Annotated in this window: 13 protein-coding genes; 12 read left to right on the forward strand and 1 reads right to left on the reverse strand. The window is 57.6% G+C overall.

All coding sequences use genetic code 11. The annotated features are described in order from the left end of the window. Nucleotides 1–88: 88 nt before the first annotated feature. Nucleotides 89–490, reverse strand: a complete 402-nt coding sequence (locus tag H4N61_RS03130) for a hypothetical protein (protein ID WP_169194534.1) — start codon at nucleotides 488–490, stop codon at nucleotides 89–91. Between the two features lie 157 nt (nucleotides 491–647). Between H4N61_RS03130 and H4N61_RS03135 the strand changes: the two genes are divergently transcribed. From H4N61_RS03135 to H4N61_RS03190, 12 genes are all read left to right on the forward strand, one after another. Further along, a protein-coding gene (locus H4N61_RS03135; RefSeq protein ID WP_248306559.1) for an IS3 family transposase occupies nucleotides 648–1,876 on the forward strand; the annotation gives its coding sequence in 2 pieces (ribosomal slippage) (nucleotides 648–996 and nucleotides 996–1,876; 1,230 coding nt in all). Nucleotides 1,877–2,918: 1,042 nt separating this feature from the next. Further along, on the forward strand, nucleotides 2,919–3,917 hold the full coding sequence (locus H4N61_RS03140; RefSeq protein WP_169194535.1) for an extracellular solute-binding protein: 999 nt from the start codon (nucleotides 2,919–2,921) through the stop codon (nucleotides 3,915–3,917). Between the two features lie 83 nt (nucleotides 3,918–4,000). Continuing rightward, complete coding sequence (locus H4N61_RS03145; protein ID WP_182394972.1) at nucleotides 4,001–5,356, forward strand: amidase; 1,356 nt, start codon at nucleotides 4,001–4,003, stop codon at nucleotides 5,354–5,356. A gap of 294 nt (nucleotides 5,357–5,650) precedes the next feature. Further along, nucleotides 5,651–6,829 carry a M20 family metallopeptidase gene (locus H4N61_RS03150; protein ID WP_169194537.1) on the forward strand — a complete coding sequence of 393 codons (1,179 nt, stop codon included), beginning with the start codon at nucleotides 5,651–5,653 and terminating at the stop codon, nucleotides 6,827–6,829. A gap of 87 nt (nucleotides 6,830–6,916) precedes the next feature. After that, nucleotides 6,917–7,582: a GntR family transcriptional regulator gene (locus H4N61_RS03155; protein WP_169194538.1), complete on the forward strand. Its 666-nt coding sequence runs from the start codon at nucleotides 6,917–6,919 to the stop codon at nucleotides 7,580–7,582. Nucleotides 7,583–7,888: 306 nt separating this feature from the next. Next, a complete protein-coding gene (locus H4N61_RS03160; RefSeq protein ID WP_169194539.1) occupies nucleotides 7,889–8,968 on the forward strand; it encodes an ABC transporter ATP-binding protein in 1,080 nt (359 codons plus the stop codon). Further along, nucleotides 8,968–9,825, forward strand: a complete 858-nt coding sequence (locus H4N61_RS03165) for an ABC transporter permease (RefSeq protein ID WP_169194540.1) — start codon at nucleotides 8,968–8,970, stop codon at nucleotides 9,823–9,825. Before H4N61_RS03160 ends, H4N61_RS03165 begins: the two co-directional genes overlap by 1 nt. Then, nucleotides 9,825–10,631, forward strand: a complete 807-nt coding sequence (locus H4N61_RS03170) for an ABC transporter permease (RefSeq protein WP_169194541.1) — start codon at nucleotides 9,825–9,827, stop codon at nucleotides 10,629–10,631. Before H4N61_RS03165 ends, H4N61_RS03170 begins: the two co-directional genes overlap by 1 nt. 68 nt (nucleotides 10,632–10,699) lie before the next feature. After that, a complete protein-coding gene (locus H4N61_RS03175) occupies nucleotides 10,700–11,047 on the forward strand; it encodes a RidA family protein (RefSeq protein ID WP_169194542.1) in 348 nt (115 codons plus the stop codon). A gap of 14 nt (nucleotides 11,048–11,061) precedes the next feature. Beyond that, nucleotides 11,062–12,345, forward strand: a complete 1,284-nt coding sequence (locus H4N61_RS03180; RefSeq protein ID WP_169194543.1) for an FAD-dependent oxidoreductase — start codon at nucleotides 11,062–11,064, stop codon at nucleotides 12,343–12,345. Beyond that, on the forward strand, nucleotides 12,345–13,040 hold the full coding sequence (locus tag H4N61_RS03185) for a DUF1028 domain-containing protein (protein WP_169194544.1): 696 nt from the start codon (nucleotides 12,345–12,347) through the stop codon (nucleotides 13,038–13,040). The genes H4N61_RS03180 and H4N61_RS03185 overlap by 1 nt, the downstream gene beginning before the upstream one ends. Next, nucleotides 13,037–13,882, forward strand: coding sequence for a nitrilase-related carbon-nitrogen hydrolase (locus tag H4N61_RS03190; RefSeq protein ID WP_169194545.1), 846 nt, complete (start codon nucleotides 13,037–13,039; stop codon nucleotides 13,880–13,882). The genes H4N61_RS03185 and H4N61_RS03190 overlap by 4 nt, the downstream gene beginning before the upstream one ends. Nucleotides 13,883–13,897: the final 15 nt, after the last annotated feature.

Raw genomic sequence — 13,897 nt, forward strand, 5'->3', positions numbered from 1 at the left:
AGTACACCCGGTACGGCAAGAAAATAGTGATTTAGCTTGCATTTGTGACCGAGTGATTCTCGGTCACAAATTTCATGGCGCAATCAAATCAGTTTGGGCTGGAAGACGATGCGACCTGAATAACGTCTTGGGTCACAGTGCCACCCGAGCTTACAACTTCCGCGATCTGTGTAAACGCGCTTGCCTGTGCAGTGCTTGCTGCATATTGAACCGAGTTCTGCGCTGCTGCGGCAATGATGGCAGGTGCGACAGTGCCCGAGTTAACCAGAGCAGCAACCACTGTGCCGACAGCTGCGCCAATTTGCGCCGGTGTCAGGCCCTGTGCACGCAAAGATGCAACAAACGCGTTCTGCGCAGCTATGCATGCGTTTGCGCTAACTGAGCACGCTGCCACAACGGAAGCTTGAGTGACAGCCTGAGCATGGGCGGGAATTGCAAAGGCTACGGTGAGAGCAAGTGCGCTTAAGCTGCGCTTGAATACTGTATTCATCGGATACTCCTGCCAGGATTTTGGGTGCATCATATCAGCAGTGAATACGTTCTAGAACTCAGATTTATCCATTTCATTGCCGGTTGGAGCGCACCCCATTTTGACCGGACAGGCGGCATAGCCGATAAGGCATAGGCATGCGCCTATGAGTACGACTATGTCCAAGAGTTCAGATGAGCCGTTTCGACGGGTCGAAGTCATCACCTCCGTGCAGCGCCGGCGTCGCTGGTCCGTTTCCGAGAAGGTGCGGCTGGTTGAAGAAGCCATGCAGCCCGGCATGAGCGTTTCCTACGTGGCACGCCGCGCTGGCATTTCCCCCTCTCAGCTCTTCGCCTGGAAGCGCCGCATGCTCGAGGGCGGCCATGCGGCTGTCCAGGCCGACGAAGATGTTGTGGGCGCCTCTCAGGTCCGCGAGTTGGAGAAGCGCGTGCGCGACCTCGAGCGCATGCTGGGCAAGAAGACCATGGAAGCCGAGATCCTGAAGGAGGCTCTGGATATCGCGCGCCCAAAAAAACGGACGTCGCCCTTGCTGTCGTGGAGCAATCCCGAGGACGATACCCCATGAGCGCCATTGCCAGAACGTTGGGCGTGTCTCGGTCTAACCTGATCGAGCGCGCCAGCAAGCCTTCAAAGCCTCGCGGACCCTATCGCAAGGCCGATGATGTGGCCCTTCTTGCCGAACTTCGCCCGATCATCGATCAACGCCCCACCTATGGCTATCGCCGCGTGTCGGCATTGCTCAACCGGCAGCGGCGTAAAGAGGCCAAACCCACCGTCAACACCAAGCGGGTTCTAAGGGTCATGCAACAGCACGGGCTCACCCTTCAAAAGCATACTGCCCTGCGGCCCACACGCACCCATGACGGGGTCGTCGTTGCCCTGCGCTCCAATATCCGCTGGTGTTCAGATCATCTAGAGATCCACTCCCGCAATGGCGAGGTGGTGCGTATCGTCTTCGTTATCGACGCCTGCGATCGGGAGATCATTGCCTGGTCGGCCGTCGCCAATGCCGGCATCTCCGGCGAGATGGTCTGCGATCTGATGATCGCGGCCGTCGAACGCCGCTTCAAGACCCTCAAGGTCCCGCAGCGACTGGAGTGGCTGTCGGACAATGGCAGCGCCTATATCGCCAGGCAGACCGCACAGGTGGCCGCAGCATTGGGCATCGACTTGCTCTTCACCCCGGTTCGAAGCCCGCAGAGCAACGGCATGTCTGAGGCGTTCGTCAAAACCCTGAAAAGGGACTATGCCTCAACCGTCATCCTCCCAGACGCCGGCACATTCCTGGCCTTGCTGCCAGGATGGATCGACGATTACTGTGAGGTTCACCCGCACTCCGGGCTCAAGTTCCGCTCACCACGCGAGTTCCTGCGCCTCAGTGCCTAAACCCAACCGCCGCCTGTCCGGTGAAACAGGGTCCACTCCACCGGTTGAATGAGTTGATCGGAATTTTCTCGTCTGATTGTATTTGTGAATATCACCTAATACGTTTCAGTTTTAGACTTGATCGTCCTTAAATTTATTTATGCAAGGATTTTTGCTGGTACATCTATATGTTTGTTTTTGCTTGATTTTTAATATTGGAGAGTGCGACTCTAGTGCCTTATGTGTCGCTATGTTTCGTGCGGGCACGCGCTATATCTTTGAGTAAGCACGTTCTTGGCTTCCGCGGGAACGCAGAGCTGCGTGGGTGGTGGAGGATGAGATGTTAAAATTGCGCCGGCCTGTGCAGTCCGTTGCGCATGCAGTTTTGGTGCGCAGATATCCATTTTGATTCCGCGATACTCTTCGCTGCGTAACCATCTGGATTGGTCGGTGGGGCGTTCCGCTCCTGCGCTTGGGCGTGTCGCGGCCATCGCTTCTTCACGGGATTGTCAGGGGTTGCGAGTGTGTTTGCGCTCTCGCAGCGCCGCCGCGGCTGTGTAAAATGCTGTCAAGCTTAGCTGATTGAGAGCGATATTTGCCTAACGAATAGTCGGAAAGCGTGGTGGGTGAATTTTTTCGCATCCCCCCCCATGGGAGCCTCTTGCTGTGCTCAGCAAATGTATGCAAGTATCCCAGCGTACACGTTGTATACAGGTATCCGTGTGTGCACAAATGGAGGGAACCCCTGAGTCTCGTCACGGAATTTGTTCGATCAACAGCAGTAGCAGCGACGGTTTGTCGTCAGCGTCTATTGCCAGTTGGTCAGGGCTGGATTTTTGACCGGTGATACTTGTGGAGGTGTGTTTGGGTCAGAGGTGGAGGGAAACACTGACGACCTGCTGGACGATGCTGGGTTGCATCGCCCGGTCATGGCTAGGCAACGGGCCACGCACTCTGCGAGTTGAACCACTCGTCTCGATCCGATTTTTACATCGTATCTGTTCTGCTGCTTCCGGGCAGGGTGCTGAGCGGTGTGTTTCAATATAGAGAATGTGAGACTATCGTGAATATCAAGACCCTTCTTCTCTCTTCTGCTTTCGTTTTGGCTGCTGCGCCTGCCTTCGCCCAAGACAAAGAAATCACCATCCAGATCTGGGGCTCGACCTGGGAAAATGGCCTCAAGGCCATTTCGCAGCAGTTCGAAGCGGAAACCGGCATTAAGGTCAATGCGGTCACCCAGTCCTCGTCGGGTGAGGGTCTCGTCAAGCTGCAGGCAGAGCGCGCTAACCCGTCGGTTGACGTGTGGTTTGCAACCAACACCATCGCCAGCGAAGCGGGCCAGGACCAGGAACTCTTCGTCAAGATCCCGAAGGACAAGCTGACCAACAGTGGTGAACTGATCCAGGGTGCGATCTCTGATGATTGGGTTGGTATTTATTACTACCCAATGGGCATCGTTTATGACGCTGACGTCGTGACCGTGCCGCCGACCTCTTGGGAAGATCTCTGGAAGCCAGAATATAAGAGCCAGATCATCGCGCCAGCGATGTCGATCTATTCGGGCTCGTTGCTGATGGTTGCAAACCAGATCAACGGCGGCACCATCGACAATTTCGATGCTGGCTTTGAAGCTCTCAAGAACCTGAACGAGAACGTTTCGCTCTATTATTCTTCGGACTCGCAGGCTCGTCAGTCGATCGTTCAGGGTGAAGGCTCGATCCTTATCGGCCAGAGCTCGCACATGAACGCGATCGCCAAGGAAGGCCTCAACATGAAGATGGTCGCGCCAAAGCCGGCGCCGATGTACTTCGACGTTATGATGATGACCAAGGGCGACAGCCAGGACGAAGCTGCGCAGTTCGTCAACTACATCATCTCTAAGGGTGCGCAGGAAGAAATGCTGGCTCGCGTCAACATGGCGCCTGTAAACAAGAATGTTGCCCTTCCTGAAGAGCTCGCAGCAGCCCTCCCAGCTGATGGCGACGGCTTTGTTATGGACGGCCGCCTCGTCAACGAAAACGTCAGCGACTGGACTGTGCGCTTTGACGAAATCGCCCGCTAACCCCTAAAGACATTTAGGTGTTGCGATAGATCAGGTGGTTCGCCACCTGATCTTTTTTATATCCCCCGTTTAGCTGCTGCCTCATGCAAAACGCTTCTCTGCTCGCCGACCTTCTTGCTCGCCCCCTTCCGGAAATCGCTGTGGCCCTCGCCAAGGGCAAGGTGTCATCTGTTGATCTCACGCGGGCCTATTTAGAGCGCATTGAGGTGCTCGATACCCAATATGCGGCCTATATCTGTGTAACGGGAGACGTGGCGCTCAAACAGGCAGCCGCATGCGATGCAGCCTATCGGGAAGGACGCATTCTCGGCGCGCTGCACGGCGTGCCAATCGCGGTCAAGGATCTGTGTGAGACGGACTTCGCTCCGACTTCAAATGGCATGGCCATTCACCGCAATCGGCAAACGCACCGCAATGCGGCAGTTGTCTCCCAGCTTTTGCAAGCAGGCGCAGTGCTTCTGGGTAAGCTCGCTATGGCCGAGGGTGCGTGCTCGACGCATCACCCGCTTATGCCTGTGCCGAAGAACCCTTGGGGTGAACAGTTTCGAGTCGGCTCATCCTCCTCTGGTTCCGGCGTGGCCGTTGCCGCAGCGCTTGCGGCGGGTGCAGTCGGCAGTGATACCGGTGGTTCCATCCGCTTCCCATCGGCCTATTGCGGCCTCACCGGTTTAAAGCCGAGCCGGGGTTTGGTTAGCGTTGAAGGCGTTTGCGCCATGGCGCCGAGCCTTGACCATGTCGGTCCCATGGCGACGACCGCCCAAGGCTGCGCTTTGATGCTCAAGGCAATGATTGGGGGCAGGGGCGAGGTTCCGGCGGTCAGCCTCGAAGGTTTGCGTTTGGGCTATAGCGAAGAGCTTCTTGAAGGCGGACTGGATGCTGAGGTTAGCTCTGCCTATCGCCGCATGCTGGATGCTGCGTCGACGGCCGGTATGGTGCTGGTTTCATGCAAATTACTGGACACGCCTGACATTTATGAAGTGTGGTCGCGCCTTTGCGCTAGGGAAGTGGCGCTAGGTCATGCCGACACTTACCCGTCCAAACGAAATGAGTATGGCTCCGCTCTCGCCGCTTTGGCCGGGCAGGGTGCCACTATCACCGTCGAACAACATAAGCGCGATAAGACGCGTCAGACGGAAATTGCGGCGACTTGGCAAGCATTCATGGGCGAGATGGATTGTCTGGCTTTGCCCATCCATGCGGCCGTCGCGCCTGTGCTGGACAATCCCCTAGGCGCGCCAAACGCGGGTGTTGATAATCCGCTTCGGTTCACGGCTCCAGCCAATGTGTCGGGCCTGCCTGCACTCGCTTTGCCGGTGCAGGTCGATCGACGTGGGTGCCCGATCGGCGTCCAGTTGATGGGGCCAATGCATAGCGATTTCGCGCTTTTGAACATCGGTGCCGAGCTTCAGCGCGGCGTGCTGCCGGCGCTTTTGAGCTGATCGCTTCAATGCTTGATTCTTGGGTCAAATTCCCGCCGATCACGATGTTCCGCCAGTCTGAGCATAATTTTCCACGCTGCATCCGGCTTGGCGGAACGCATGCGGGGCCAGCACAGCGCGCGTCTGTGCGCCAAAGTCCTTGGAATTTCGGTGAAATTTGAACGTCTGCTTGAACATATGGCGCGGGTATAGCGGCTTTAGGGGCAGTACCCGGGCGTGTCGAAGCCCTTCTGTCCACTCTTGCAACGCGCTGTTTTGTATGCTTGTATCCATGTATACAGGAAGGGAATGACGATGGGTGTCGCTACTGAATTCCGCGAAATTTTTGCGGCTAGACTCGATACGATGCTGGCGGACATCGCCGAGCTCGTTGGTGTTGAAGCTGGGTCCTACGACGTAGAAGGCGTAACGCGCACGTCGCAGTGGATCGGCGAACGCCTGAAGAGTCAGGGTTTTGAACTGAACTATGAGCAGGTCCCGGAACGCGGTGACCGCTTGTGGGCGGTTCGCAAGGGCACTGGTCAGGGTCGCTTGATGATCCTTGGTCACGCCGACACAGTTTGGCCGCGTGGCACGCTTGAATCTTGGCCATTTGCCATCAAGGGCGATCTGGCTGAGGGGCCAGGCGTTGGTGACATGCGTGGTGGCCTCGTGCTGGCGCTCAACGCTATCGATGTGGCGACCACTGCTGGTTTCGCGGATTTTGCTGAGATCAAGTTCCTCGTCGTCAGCGATGAAGAACTGGGTAGCCCGCTTTCGCGTGGCTGGATCGAAGAGCATGCACAGCAGGCTGATTGGGTTCTTACCCTTGAGCCAGGCCGTCCGGGTGGTGGTTACTTCACCTCGCGCGGTGCCGTTGGTGCGTTCTATGTTGAAGCCAAGGGGCAGACCGCTCACGCTGCAGCGAACTACCTCAAGGGTGCATCGGCAATCCGTCCGCTGGCTCAGCTGGTGCCGCAGATTGAAGCGCTGACCAATCTCGAAAATGGCACCATCGTCAACGTTGGTATCTTCCAGGGTGGAGATGCGCGTCAGGTTATTCCGGGCCACGCTAAGCTGCACGTTGATATGCGTGCGCGCACTCCAGAAGCTGCACAGGCGCTTCAGGCAGAAGTTGAGCGTCTCGTTGCCTCTGTGGCAACCGATCGTGTTTCGGTTGAACTCAAGGGTGGTTGGACACGTCCTGCATGGGCGCGTTCGGCAGAGTCCGCTGCGCTTTACCAAATCGTTGAAGCCGCGTCCCGCGAGATCGATGCGCCTTGCTTTGAGCTGACCAATATCTCGGGCGGTTCGGATGCGAGCTTCTGTGGTGCACTTGGCGTGCCAACCATCGATGGCATGGGTCCAATCTGCAACGATATCTGCTCGCGTGACGAAACAATCGTGGTGAGTGCAATTGCTGGCCGCGGTGCCGTCTTTGCTACGCTCATCTCTGAGTTGTGGAAGAACGGGCAGGGAGCAGTTAAAGGGTAAGTTCGAGCCACAAGCTCGAATGCCCCCTGTCGCGTGATGGTGGTGGCGGTTAGACAGCATCATAGCGAAGATACGGGGGTATATTGCATGACTGTGGATGCACTTGACGAGCTGGTGGGACGCCGGCTGTCGGCGGTGAGTTCAGCCGATGTGGTCTATGAACTCTTGCGGTCGCTGATCCTGGACGGGCGTTTGGAGCCCGGCCAGCGTCTCCGCGAGGTGGAAATGGCGCAGCGGCTCGGTGTGAGCCGTACCCCGCTGCGCGAAGCCTTCACGCGACTTCTCGGTAATCGTCTGCTGGAGCGGACATCATCCGGGGTGGTCGTGGCCAATGTCAAAACGGCACTTGAAGGTATTCGGGCAATCCGCATTGCCTTGGAGGGATACGCAACGCGACTTGCAGTCCCTCTGTTGGGTGAAAGCGATTTTGCGTTTCTTGAGGCGTCTATCGAACTGGCAGTGGCCTTGCCTGAAGAAGCGAGAACCGAACGCGTGCGTAACAACACTGCGTTCCATCGGAGGATTTACGATGCGTGCGGCGTTGCTGAATTGCAGAACGCCATTGAAAATTACGCCGGGTTTTTCATGAGCGAAACCAATATCGCGGCTTTGAGCCGTGAGAACACACTTGGGGCAATCGACGAGCACAGGCAATTGCTCGCGGCCATCCGAGTGCGGGACGCTGATGAAGCTGAGAAAGTGATGCGCGCGCATTTGATGCGCGGTTTCGTCATGCCTCTCGGACCTCAATAAACGACGACTGATTTATCCCGACAGCATATCTGGTGCTGTCGTCGGCGGTGAAAACTGCCGGATAAGATAAGGGTCGTGTCTGGGGCCTCGCCCGGCAAGTACTCACAGCAGGCGGCTTTGCCGCCGCCGCCGCATCGCTGAATAGGAATTGACCAAAGCGGTCTCACCCATAGTGAGACCGGTCAATTCTGGATCTTCCGACAAAATCGCATCCGCTCTGCCTCTCGTGAGGCGAAATGAACTCTGTGCTCGGGCGCCGCAATCGCCCGGACGCACCCCCCTACACTTCTGACGGAACCGGCGGCTATGGAAACTCTAAAAAGCAGTACCTTGCAACTGAGGCAGTTGACCAAGCGGTACAGCAACTTTGAAGCGGTGCGTAACCTCGATCTCAACGTGCCCAGTGGCTCGCTGCTTACCCTTCTGGGCCCTTCGGGCTGCGGCAAGAGCACCGTGCTGCGCATGGTTGCAGGCTTCTTAAATGTAACGTCGGGCGAAATTCTCGTCGACGGTCAGGACATCAGTCGCGTTGAGCCGAACTTCCGCGACATCGGCATGGTCTTCCAGAACTATGCCCTGTTCCCGCATATGACCGTCGAGTCCAATATCGCCTTTGGTCTCAAGATGCGTGGCGTATCCAAGGAAGAGCAGGCCGTTCGCGTCCGTGACGTGCTCGAAATGGTTCAGCTCACCCATCTCGCCGACCGCTATCCGAGCCAGCTTTCTGGTGGCCAGCAGCAGCGCGTCGCGCTGGCGCGCGCCGTCGTCATCAAGCCAAAGCTGCTGTTGCTCGATGAGCCGTTGGGTGCGCTCGACCGCCACCTGCGTGAAGGCCTGCAGGCCGAATTGCGCGATCTGCAGCGCAAGCTGGGCATCACCTCGATCCTCGTGACCCACGATCAGGACGAAGCGCTCTATCTGTCCGATTACATCGCTGTCATGAACGGCGGCTGCATCGAACAGCTCGATACCCCAATCGCGCTCTATGACCGTCCGCAGACCGAATTTGTTGCGCGCTTCCTCGGCGTGCCAAACATCTTCCCAAGCAAGGTCGTCTCGAAGTCAGAGGGTGAAGTGGTCATCGAGCTTGGCGGCCAGAAGGTTGTCGTTCCAACCACTGAAGCCAAGCCAGTCGGCTCTGATTGCAAGATCTCGATCCGTCCATCGCACATCGAGCTGGTGGCAGAGGACGATGCGCGTATGGGCCTCGTGTCCGTCATCAACTCGGCTCATGAGCTTGGCGAACGCATCGTTTATCACTGCGAAGTCGGTGGTCATAAGATCGAAGCCAACGCGCCTCGCACAAGCAATTCTGCACGCTTTGCTGTCGGCCAGGCCGTAAAGCTCCTGCTCGACCCAGCCCACACCATTTTGCTGAGGGACTGATGGAAAGCAAAAACGACCGCAGCAAATACCTGATTTCCCCTGCGCTGGTGATTGGTCTCTTCATCGTCGCAGCTTACGGCTATTTCGCTCTGAGCAGCCTTTTCCTCAAGGGGCCTCCAGGCACCCAGTTCGCTGGTGCCATTACGCTTGAAAATTACTGGCGCGTGCTGTCGTCTGGGTCGAACCAGGCTGTCTTGCTCACCACGCTCTGGGCGTCTTTCGTTATTTCGCTCATCACAGTCGCTGTGGCCGTTCCTATGGCTATGGTCATCGTGCGGGCGAAGCGAGAGTGGGTCGGTACTTTGATTATGCTGGCCATCGCCGTGACCTTCCTGTCCGGCGGTGTCACTCGCGCCTATTCATGGCTCATTCTCCTTGGCAACAAGGGGCTGATCAATCTTGGTCTGACGAGCCTCGGCATAATCGATGCACCGATCCGCTTCCTTTATAATTGGACCGGCGTTGGCATCTCGATTGCCCACTATCTGCTGCCGTTTGCGGTATTCACCCTGATCGGTGCCGTGCGCAATCTCAACACTTCGGTCGAAGAAGCAGCGCGTAGCCTCGGGGCCAACCGCATCGTTACCTTCTGGCGCATCACCATGCCAATGCTGTTGCCGGGCCTGATGGTGACACTGGTTCTGGCCTATTCGATCGCACTCGCTTCCTTCCTGTTCCCGATGGTTCTCGGTGGCGGCAAAGTTCGCATGATCGCTAACCAGATCTACGATCGCATGTTTGTCGAATACGACATTCCCTACGCAGCTGCGACCGCAGTGATCTTCCTTGTTGGTGCTTTTGCATCGATCTGGCTGATGACCTTTGTGTCCAAGAAAATTGAGAAGGCGGTATCCTAATGTTTAGGCGTGATCTCGAAGGCAAGTACGGCATCGTCGTCACCTTGCTGGCGATTGTTTCGACCGCTTTCCTGCTGCTGCCCGTAGTGTTTGTTGTGCTGCATTCGTTCAGCGCTACCCGCTATTTCCAGTGGCCGCCTCAGGGCTTCTCTCTGGAATGGCACTATAATTTCTACAACTCGCCCATGTTCATGGGCGCTGCGAAGAACTCGTTCTTGATGGCGCTCATCGTCACCCCGTTGAGCCTGGTCATCGGTATCCCGGCCAGCTATGCGCTGGTCCGCACCGAGTTTAAGGGCAAGGCTTTGATCCAGCAGATCATCCTCTCCCCGCTGATCATTCCGGGCGTGGTGACGGGTGTGTCCTTGCTGTCGCTGCTTTCGGCAGCTGGCTACAAAATCGGCCTGTTCGGTCTTTGCCTGGGCATGCTTGTGCTGGCTCTGCCATTCTCCATCCGCGCCCTGTCGGCAAACTTGCTCGGCCTTGATCCGCGTATCGAAGAAGCTGCGCGTAACCTGGGCGCCGGCCCGATCCGCACCTTCTTCTCGATCGTGCTGCCCCAGCTCAAGTCCGGCATTCTGGCAGCCTCGGTTTTCGTTTTCGTGGAAGCGCTCGATAACTTCTCGATCGCCGTGTTCCTCTCAAACGACAACACCAAGGTCCTCCCGGTCGCAGCCTACCAGTACATCAAGGACTTCGATGATCCGACAGTCGCGGCAATGGCAACTGCCTTGGTCGTCATGTCGGTTGTCATTGTGGCCATCCTCGAAAAAGCCATGGGCTTCCAGAAGAGCCTGCGCCTCTAACGGCGCAGCACTCTCCTCGAAATGAAATCTAATTTGCGGCCCTCAGGGCCAGTATACGGTGAATTGAAATGACTGAAATCGTCCGCATCGAGCGCCTAAAGCGCACCTCCATGGTCTCCATCCACAACGGCATCGCCTATGTCGCTGGCATGTGCGGCAACAAGGGTGACAGCATCGAAGACCAGACCCGCCTCTGCCTGCAGAAGGTCGACAAGTGGCTGGCCGAAGCTGGCACAGACAAGTCCAAGATCCTGCGCGCTGAAGTCTGGATCTCCGATCAGAAGCATTTCGATGCGATGAATGTCGCTTGGGAAGAATGGGTCGACCCAGAGAACCAGCCTTCGCGCGCTGCAGGTGTCTGCCCGCCAGCTGCTGAAGGCTACGATGTTGAAGTCATCGTAACCGCTGCGATCTAAGGGGTCTTTCCCAAATGCAAGTAAACGACAGCAGCAAGCTGACGGTTGCGGTTATTGGCGGCGGCGTGGTGGGTCTCTCCACCGCGCTGTGGCTCCTGCGCAAAGGCTGTGACGTCACTGTTATCGACCCAACGCCACCGCTTCCGGGTGTGTCTTTCCGCAACGCAGCCTCGTTCGGCAATGCGTCGACCGTGGCACCATCGGGCATTTTTCCATCGGCTTCGCCGGGCATTCTGCGTGATGTCCCAGGCATGCTGCTGCGTCATGATGGTCCGCTGACCCTATATTGGCGCGACCTTCTCGATCTTGCGCCTTGGCTGACAGCCTTCCTCTCGGCCTCGCTGCGGAGCCGTCAGGATGGCATCATCAGCGCTCTGAGCTCGCTGATGCGCGTGCTTGAAGATGGCAATGCCCCGCTCATGGACGAAGTGGGCAACGTCCGCTTCGTTAAGGGCAAGGGTTCAATCCACCTCTACCGCTCTGAAGCGGAAGCGGCGCGTGCCAAGAAGTCGAACGAACGCCGTCGTGCTGAAGGTGTTGAAGCGACCTATCTGACCCGCGACGACATCGCAGGCATGGAGCCAAACCTGGCGCCGGGCTATGTCGGTGGCACCATTTTCCCGGGCTGCTACATTATCGACAGCCCAGAAGAATATTGCCGCGGGCTAGCGCAGAACATCATCAAGCGTGGTGGTCGTTTCGTTCAGGCCAAGGCTGGCAACATCACCAGCACCGCTGATGGAGTCCGCGTCGAGGCCGGCTCTGAAACCGTCGTGGCGCAGCGCCTCGTGGTTTCCGCTGGCGCATGGTCCCGTGCCATCTCCAAGACTGTCGGCGATCGTCTCAATATGAATACCGAACGCGGTTATCATGTTGCCTTCAACAACACCGAAGGGCTGATCAACCATCCGCTGATGTATCTCTCGGATGCCTTCTTCCTCACGCCTCTGTCTCATCAGATCCGCGCAGCCGGTACTGTGGACCTGGGCGGTCTGGATAAGAAGCCAAACCCATCGCGCCTGAAGGTGCTGGAAGACAAAGCGCGTAAAATGGTGCCCGCCCTCGGCGAGCGTCAGGACACGTGGATGGGCTTCCGCCCGTCGACCCCAGACAGCATGCCCTTCATTGGTCCATCCAAGAAGGACCCGCGCATTGTCTACGCCTGCGGCCACGGCCACCTCGGTCTGACGCTCGGCGGCATCACCGGCAAGCTCGTTTCCGAAGTCCTGATGGGCGAAAAGACCAGCGTGGATATCACGCCCTTCTCCCCATCGCGTGCATTGTTCAGGCTCAGCTAATGACCTTCTCTATCGCACTTCGTTGCCCACAAACCGGTCACTTCGGCATTGCTGGCACCACTTCGTCGATGGCCATGGGCGCGCGCTGCCTGTTCGTCAATCACGACGCAGGCGCTGTGATCACCCAGCACCGCACCGATCCGCGTTTGGGCATCATGGCCCTCCGCTATCTGCGTGCAGGCCTCTCCGCTCAGGAAGCTCTCGACGCTGTCGCCACAGCACCAGGCATTGAGTGGCGTGAGCTGGCGATTGTTGATCGCAATGGCAATACCGCAGCGCGTCAAGGCAGCCATCAGGAACCAATCCATGCCAAGGCTTTCGGTCCGGGCATGGTCGCGGTTGGCAATATCCTGCGCAACGACACCGTTCCTGCAGCCATGATCGCGGCGGCGGAAGCTGCCAGCGATAAGCCTATTGCTGAGCGTCTGCTCGCCGCTCTCGACGCTGGCCTTGCCGCTGGCGGCGAAGTCTTCCCACTCGGTTCGGCGGCGCTCCGCGTCTCCGAACATGATGACTTCTGCGTGGTTGATCTGCGCGTTGATAAATCGGCCGAACCTTTGACCGATCTGCGCCGCCTCTGGGACGCTTATGCGCCCCAACAGGCTAATTTCGTCGAACGTGTGCTCAACCCCGATATCGGTGGTCGCGCCACAAACTCATTGGACATTCTGGCTAAGGAAGGGGCGCAGGCATGAAAGTAGCTGCAATCCAAACAGTCATGGGCCTGTCTCCTGAGGAGACAGTTCCGGCAGCAGAAGCAGCGATGGAAGCGGCAATGCAGGCAGCTGAAAAGCCTGATTTCCTCATCCTGCCTGAGTATTTTAGCTACTACGGCCTCGATCAAAAGAGTGCTGTGGCGCTTGCTCAGCCGCTCGCCGAAACGCCTGCTTATCGCATGGCTCAGGCCTTTGCGAAGCGTCACAAAGTGTCGGTTCAGGCTGGCACCATTCTGGCCAAGGTCGAAGGCGAAGCGCGCGTCGAAAACGTCACCGTGGTCTTTGGCCGCGAGGGTGAAGTGCTGGCGGAATACCGCAAGATTCACCTCTTTGACATCGACGATCTCGGCAATGGTCCTTTCCGCGAGTCCGACTACATCAAGCCCGGCAATGACATTGTCACTTGGGAATTTGATGGCGTCACCTTCGGTACGGCCATCTGCTTTGACGGCCGCTTCCCCGAGCTGTTCCGTGCTCTGCGCCTCAAGGGCGCTCAGATCATCACGCTTCCAGCCGCTTACACCATGATCACCGGCGAAGCGCATTGGGAACTCTTCGCCCGCGCCCGTGCGGTTGAGACCCAGTGCCATCTTATCGCATGCGGTCTCGGTGGTTCGGTTGTCGTCGATGGCGAAACCAAGAGCTCTTACGGCCACTCGGTCATCGTTGACGCTTGGGGCACTGTGCTCAAGCGTGCGGGTCACGGCCCGGAAACGCTGACTGCCACCCTCGACATGGCACAGGTGGAAAAGCTGCGAAAAGGCATCCCGGTGATCCGTCAGCGTCGTCTCGTCGGCGAAACGGTTACCCCCGCCAACTAAGCGGTCGACAGCCAC

Origin of the sequence: Devosia sp. MC521, from assembly GCF_014127105.1 — a bacterium.
In the GTDB taxonomy this organism is placed as follows: domain Bacteria; phylum Pseudomonadota; class Alphaproteobacteria; order Rhizobiales; family Devosiaceae; genus Devosia.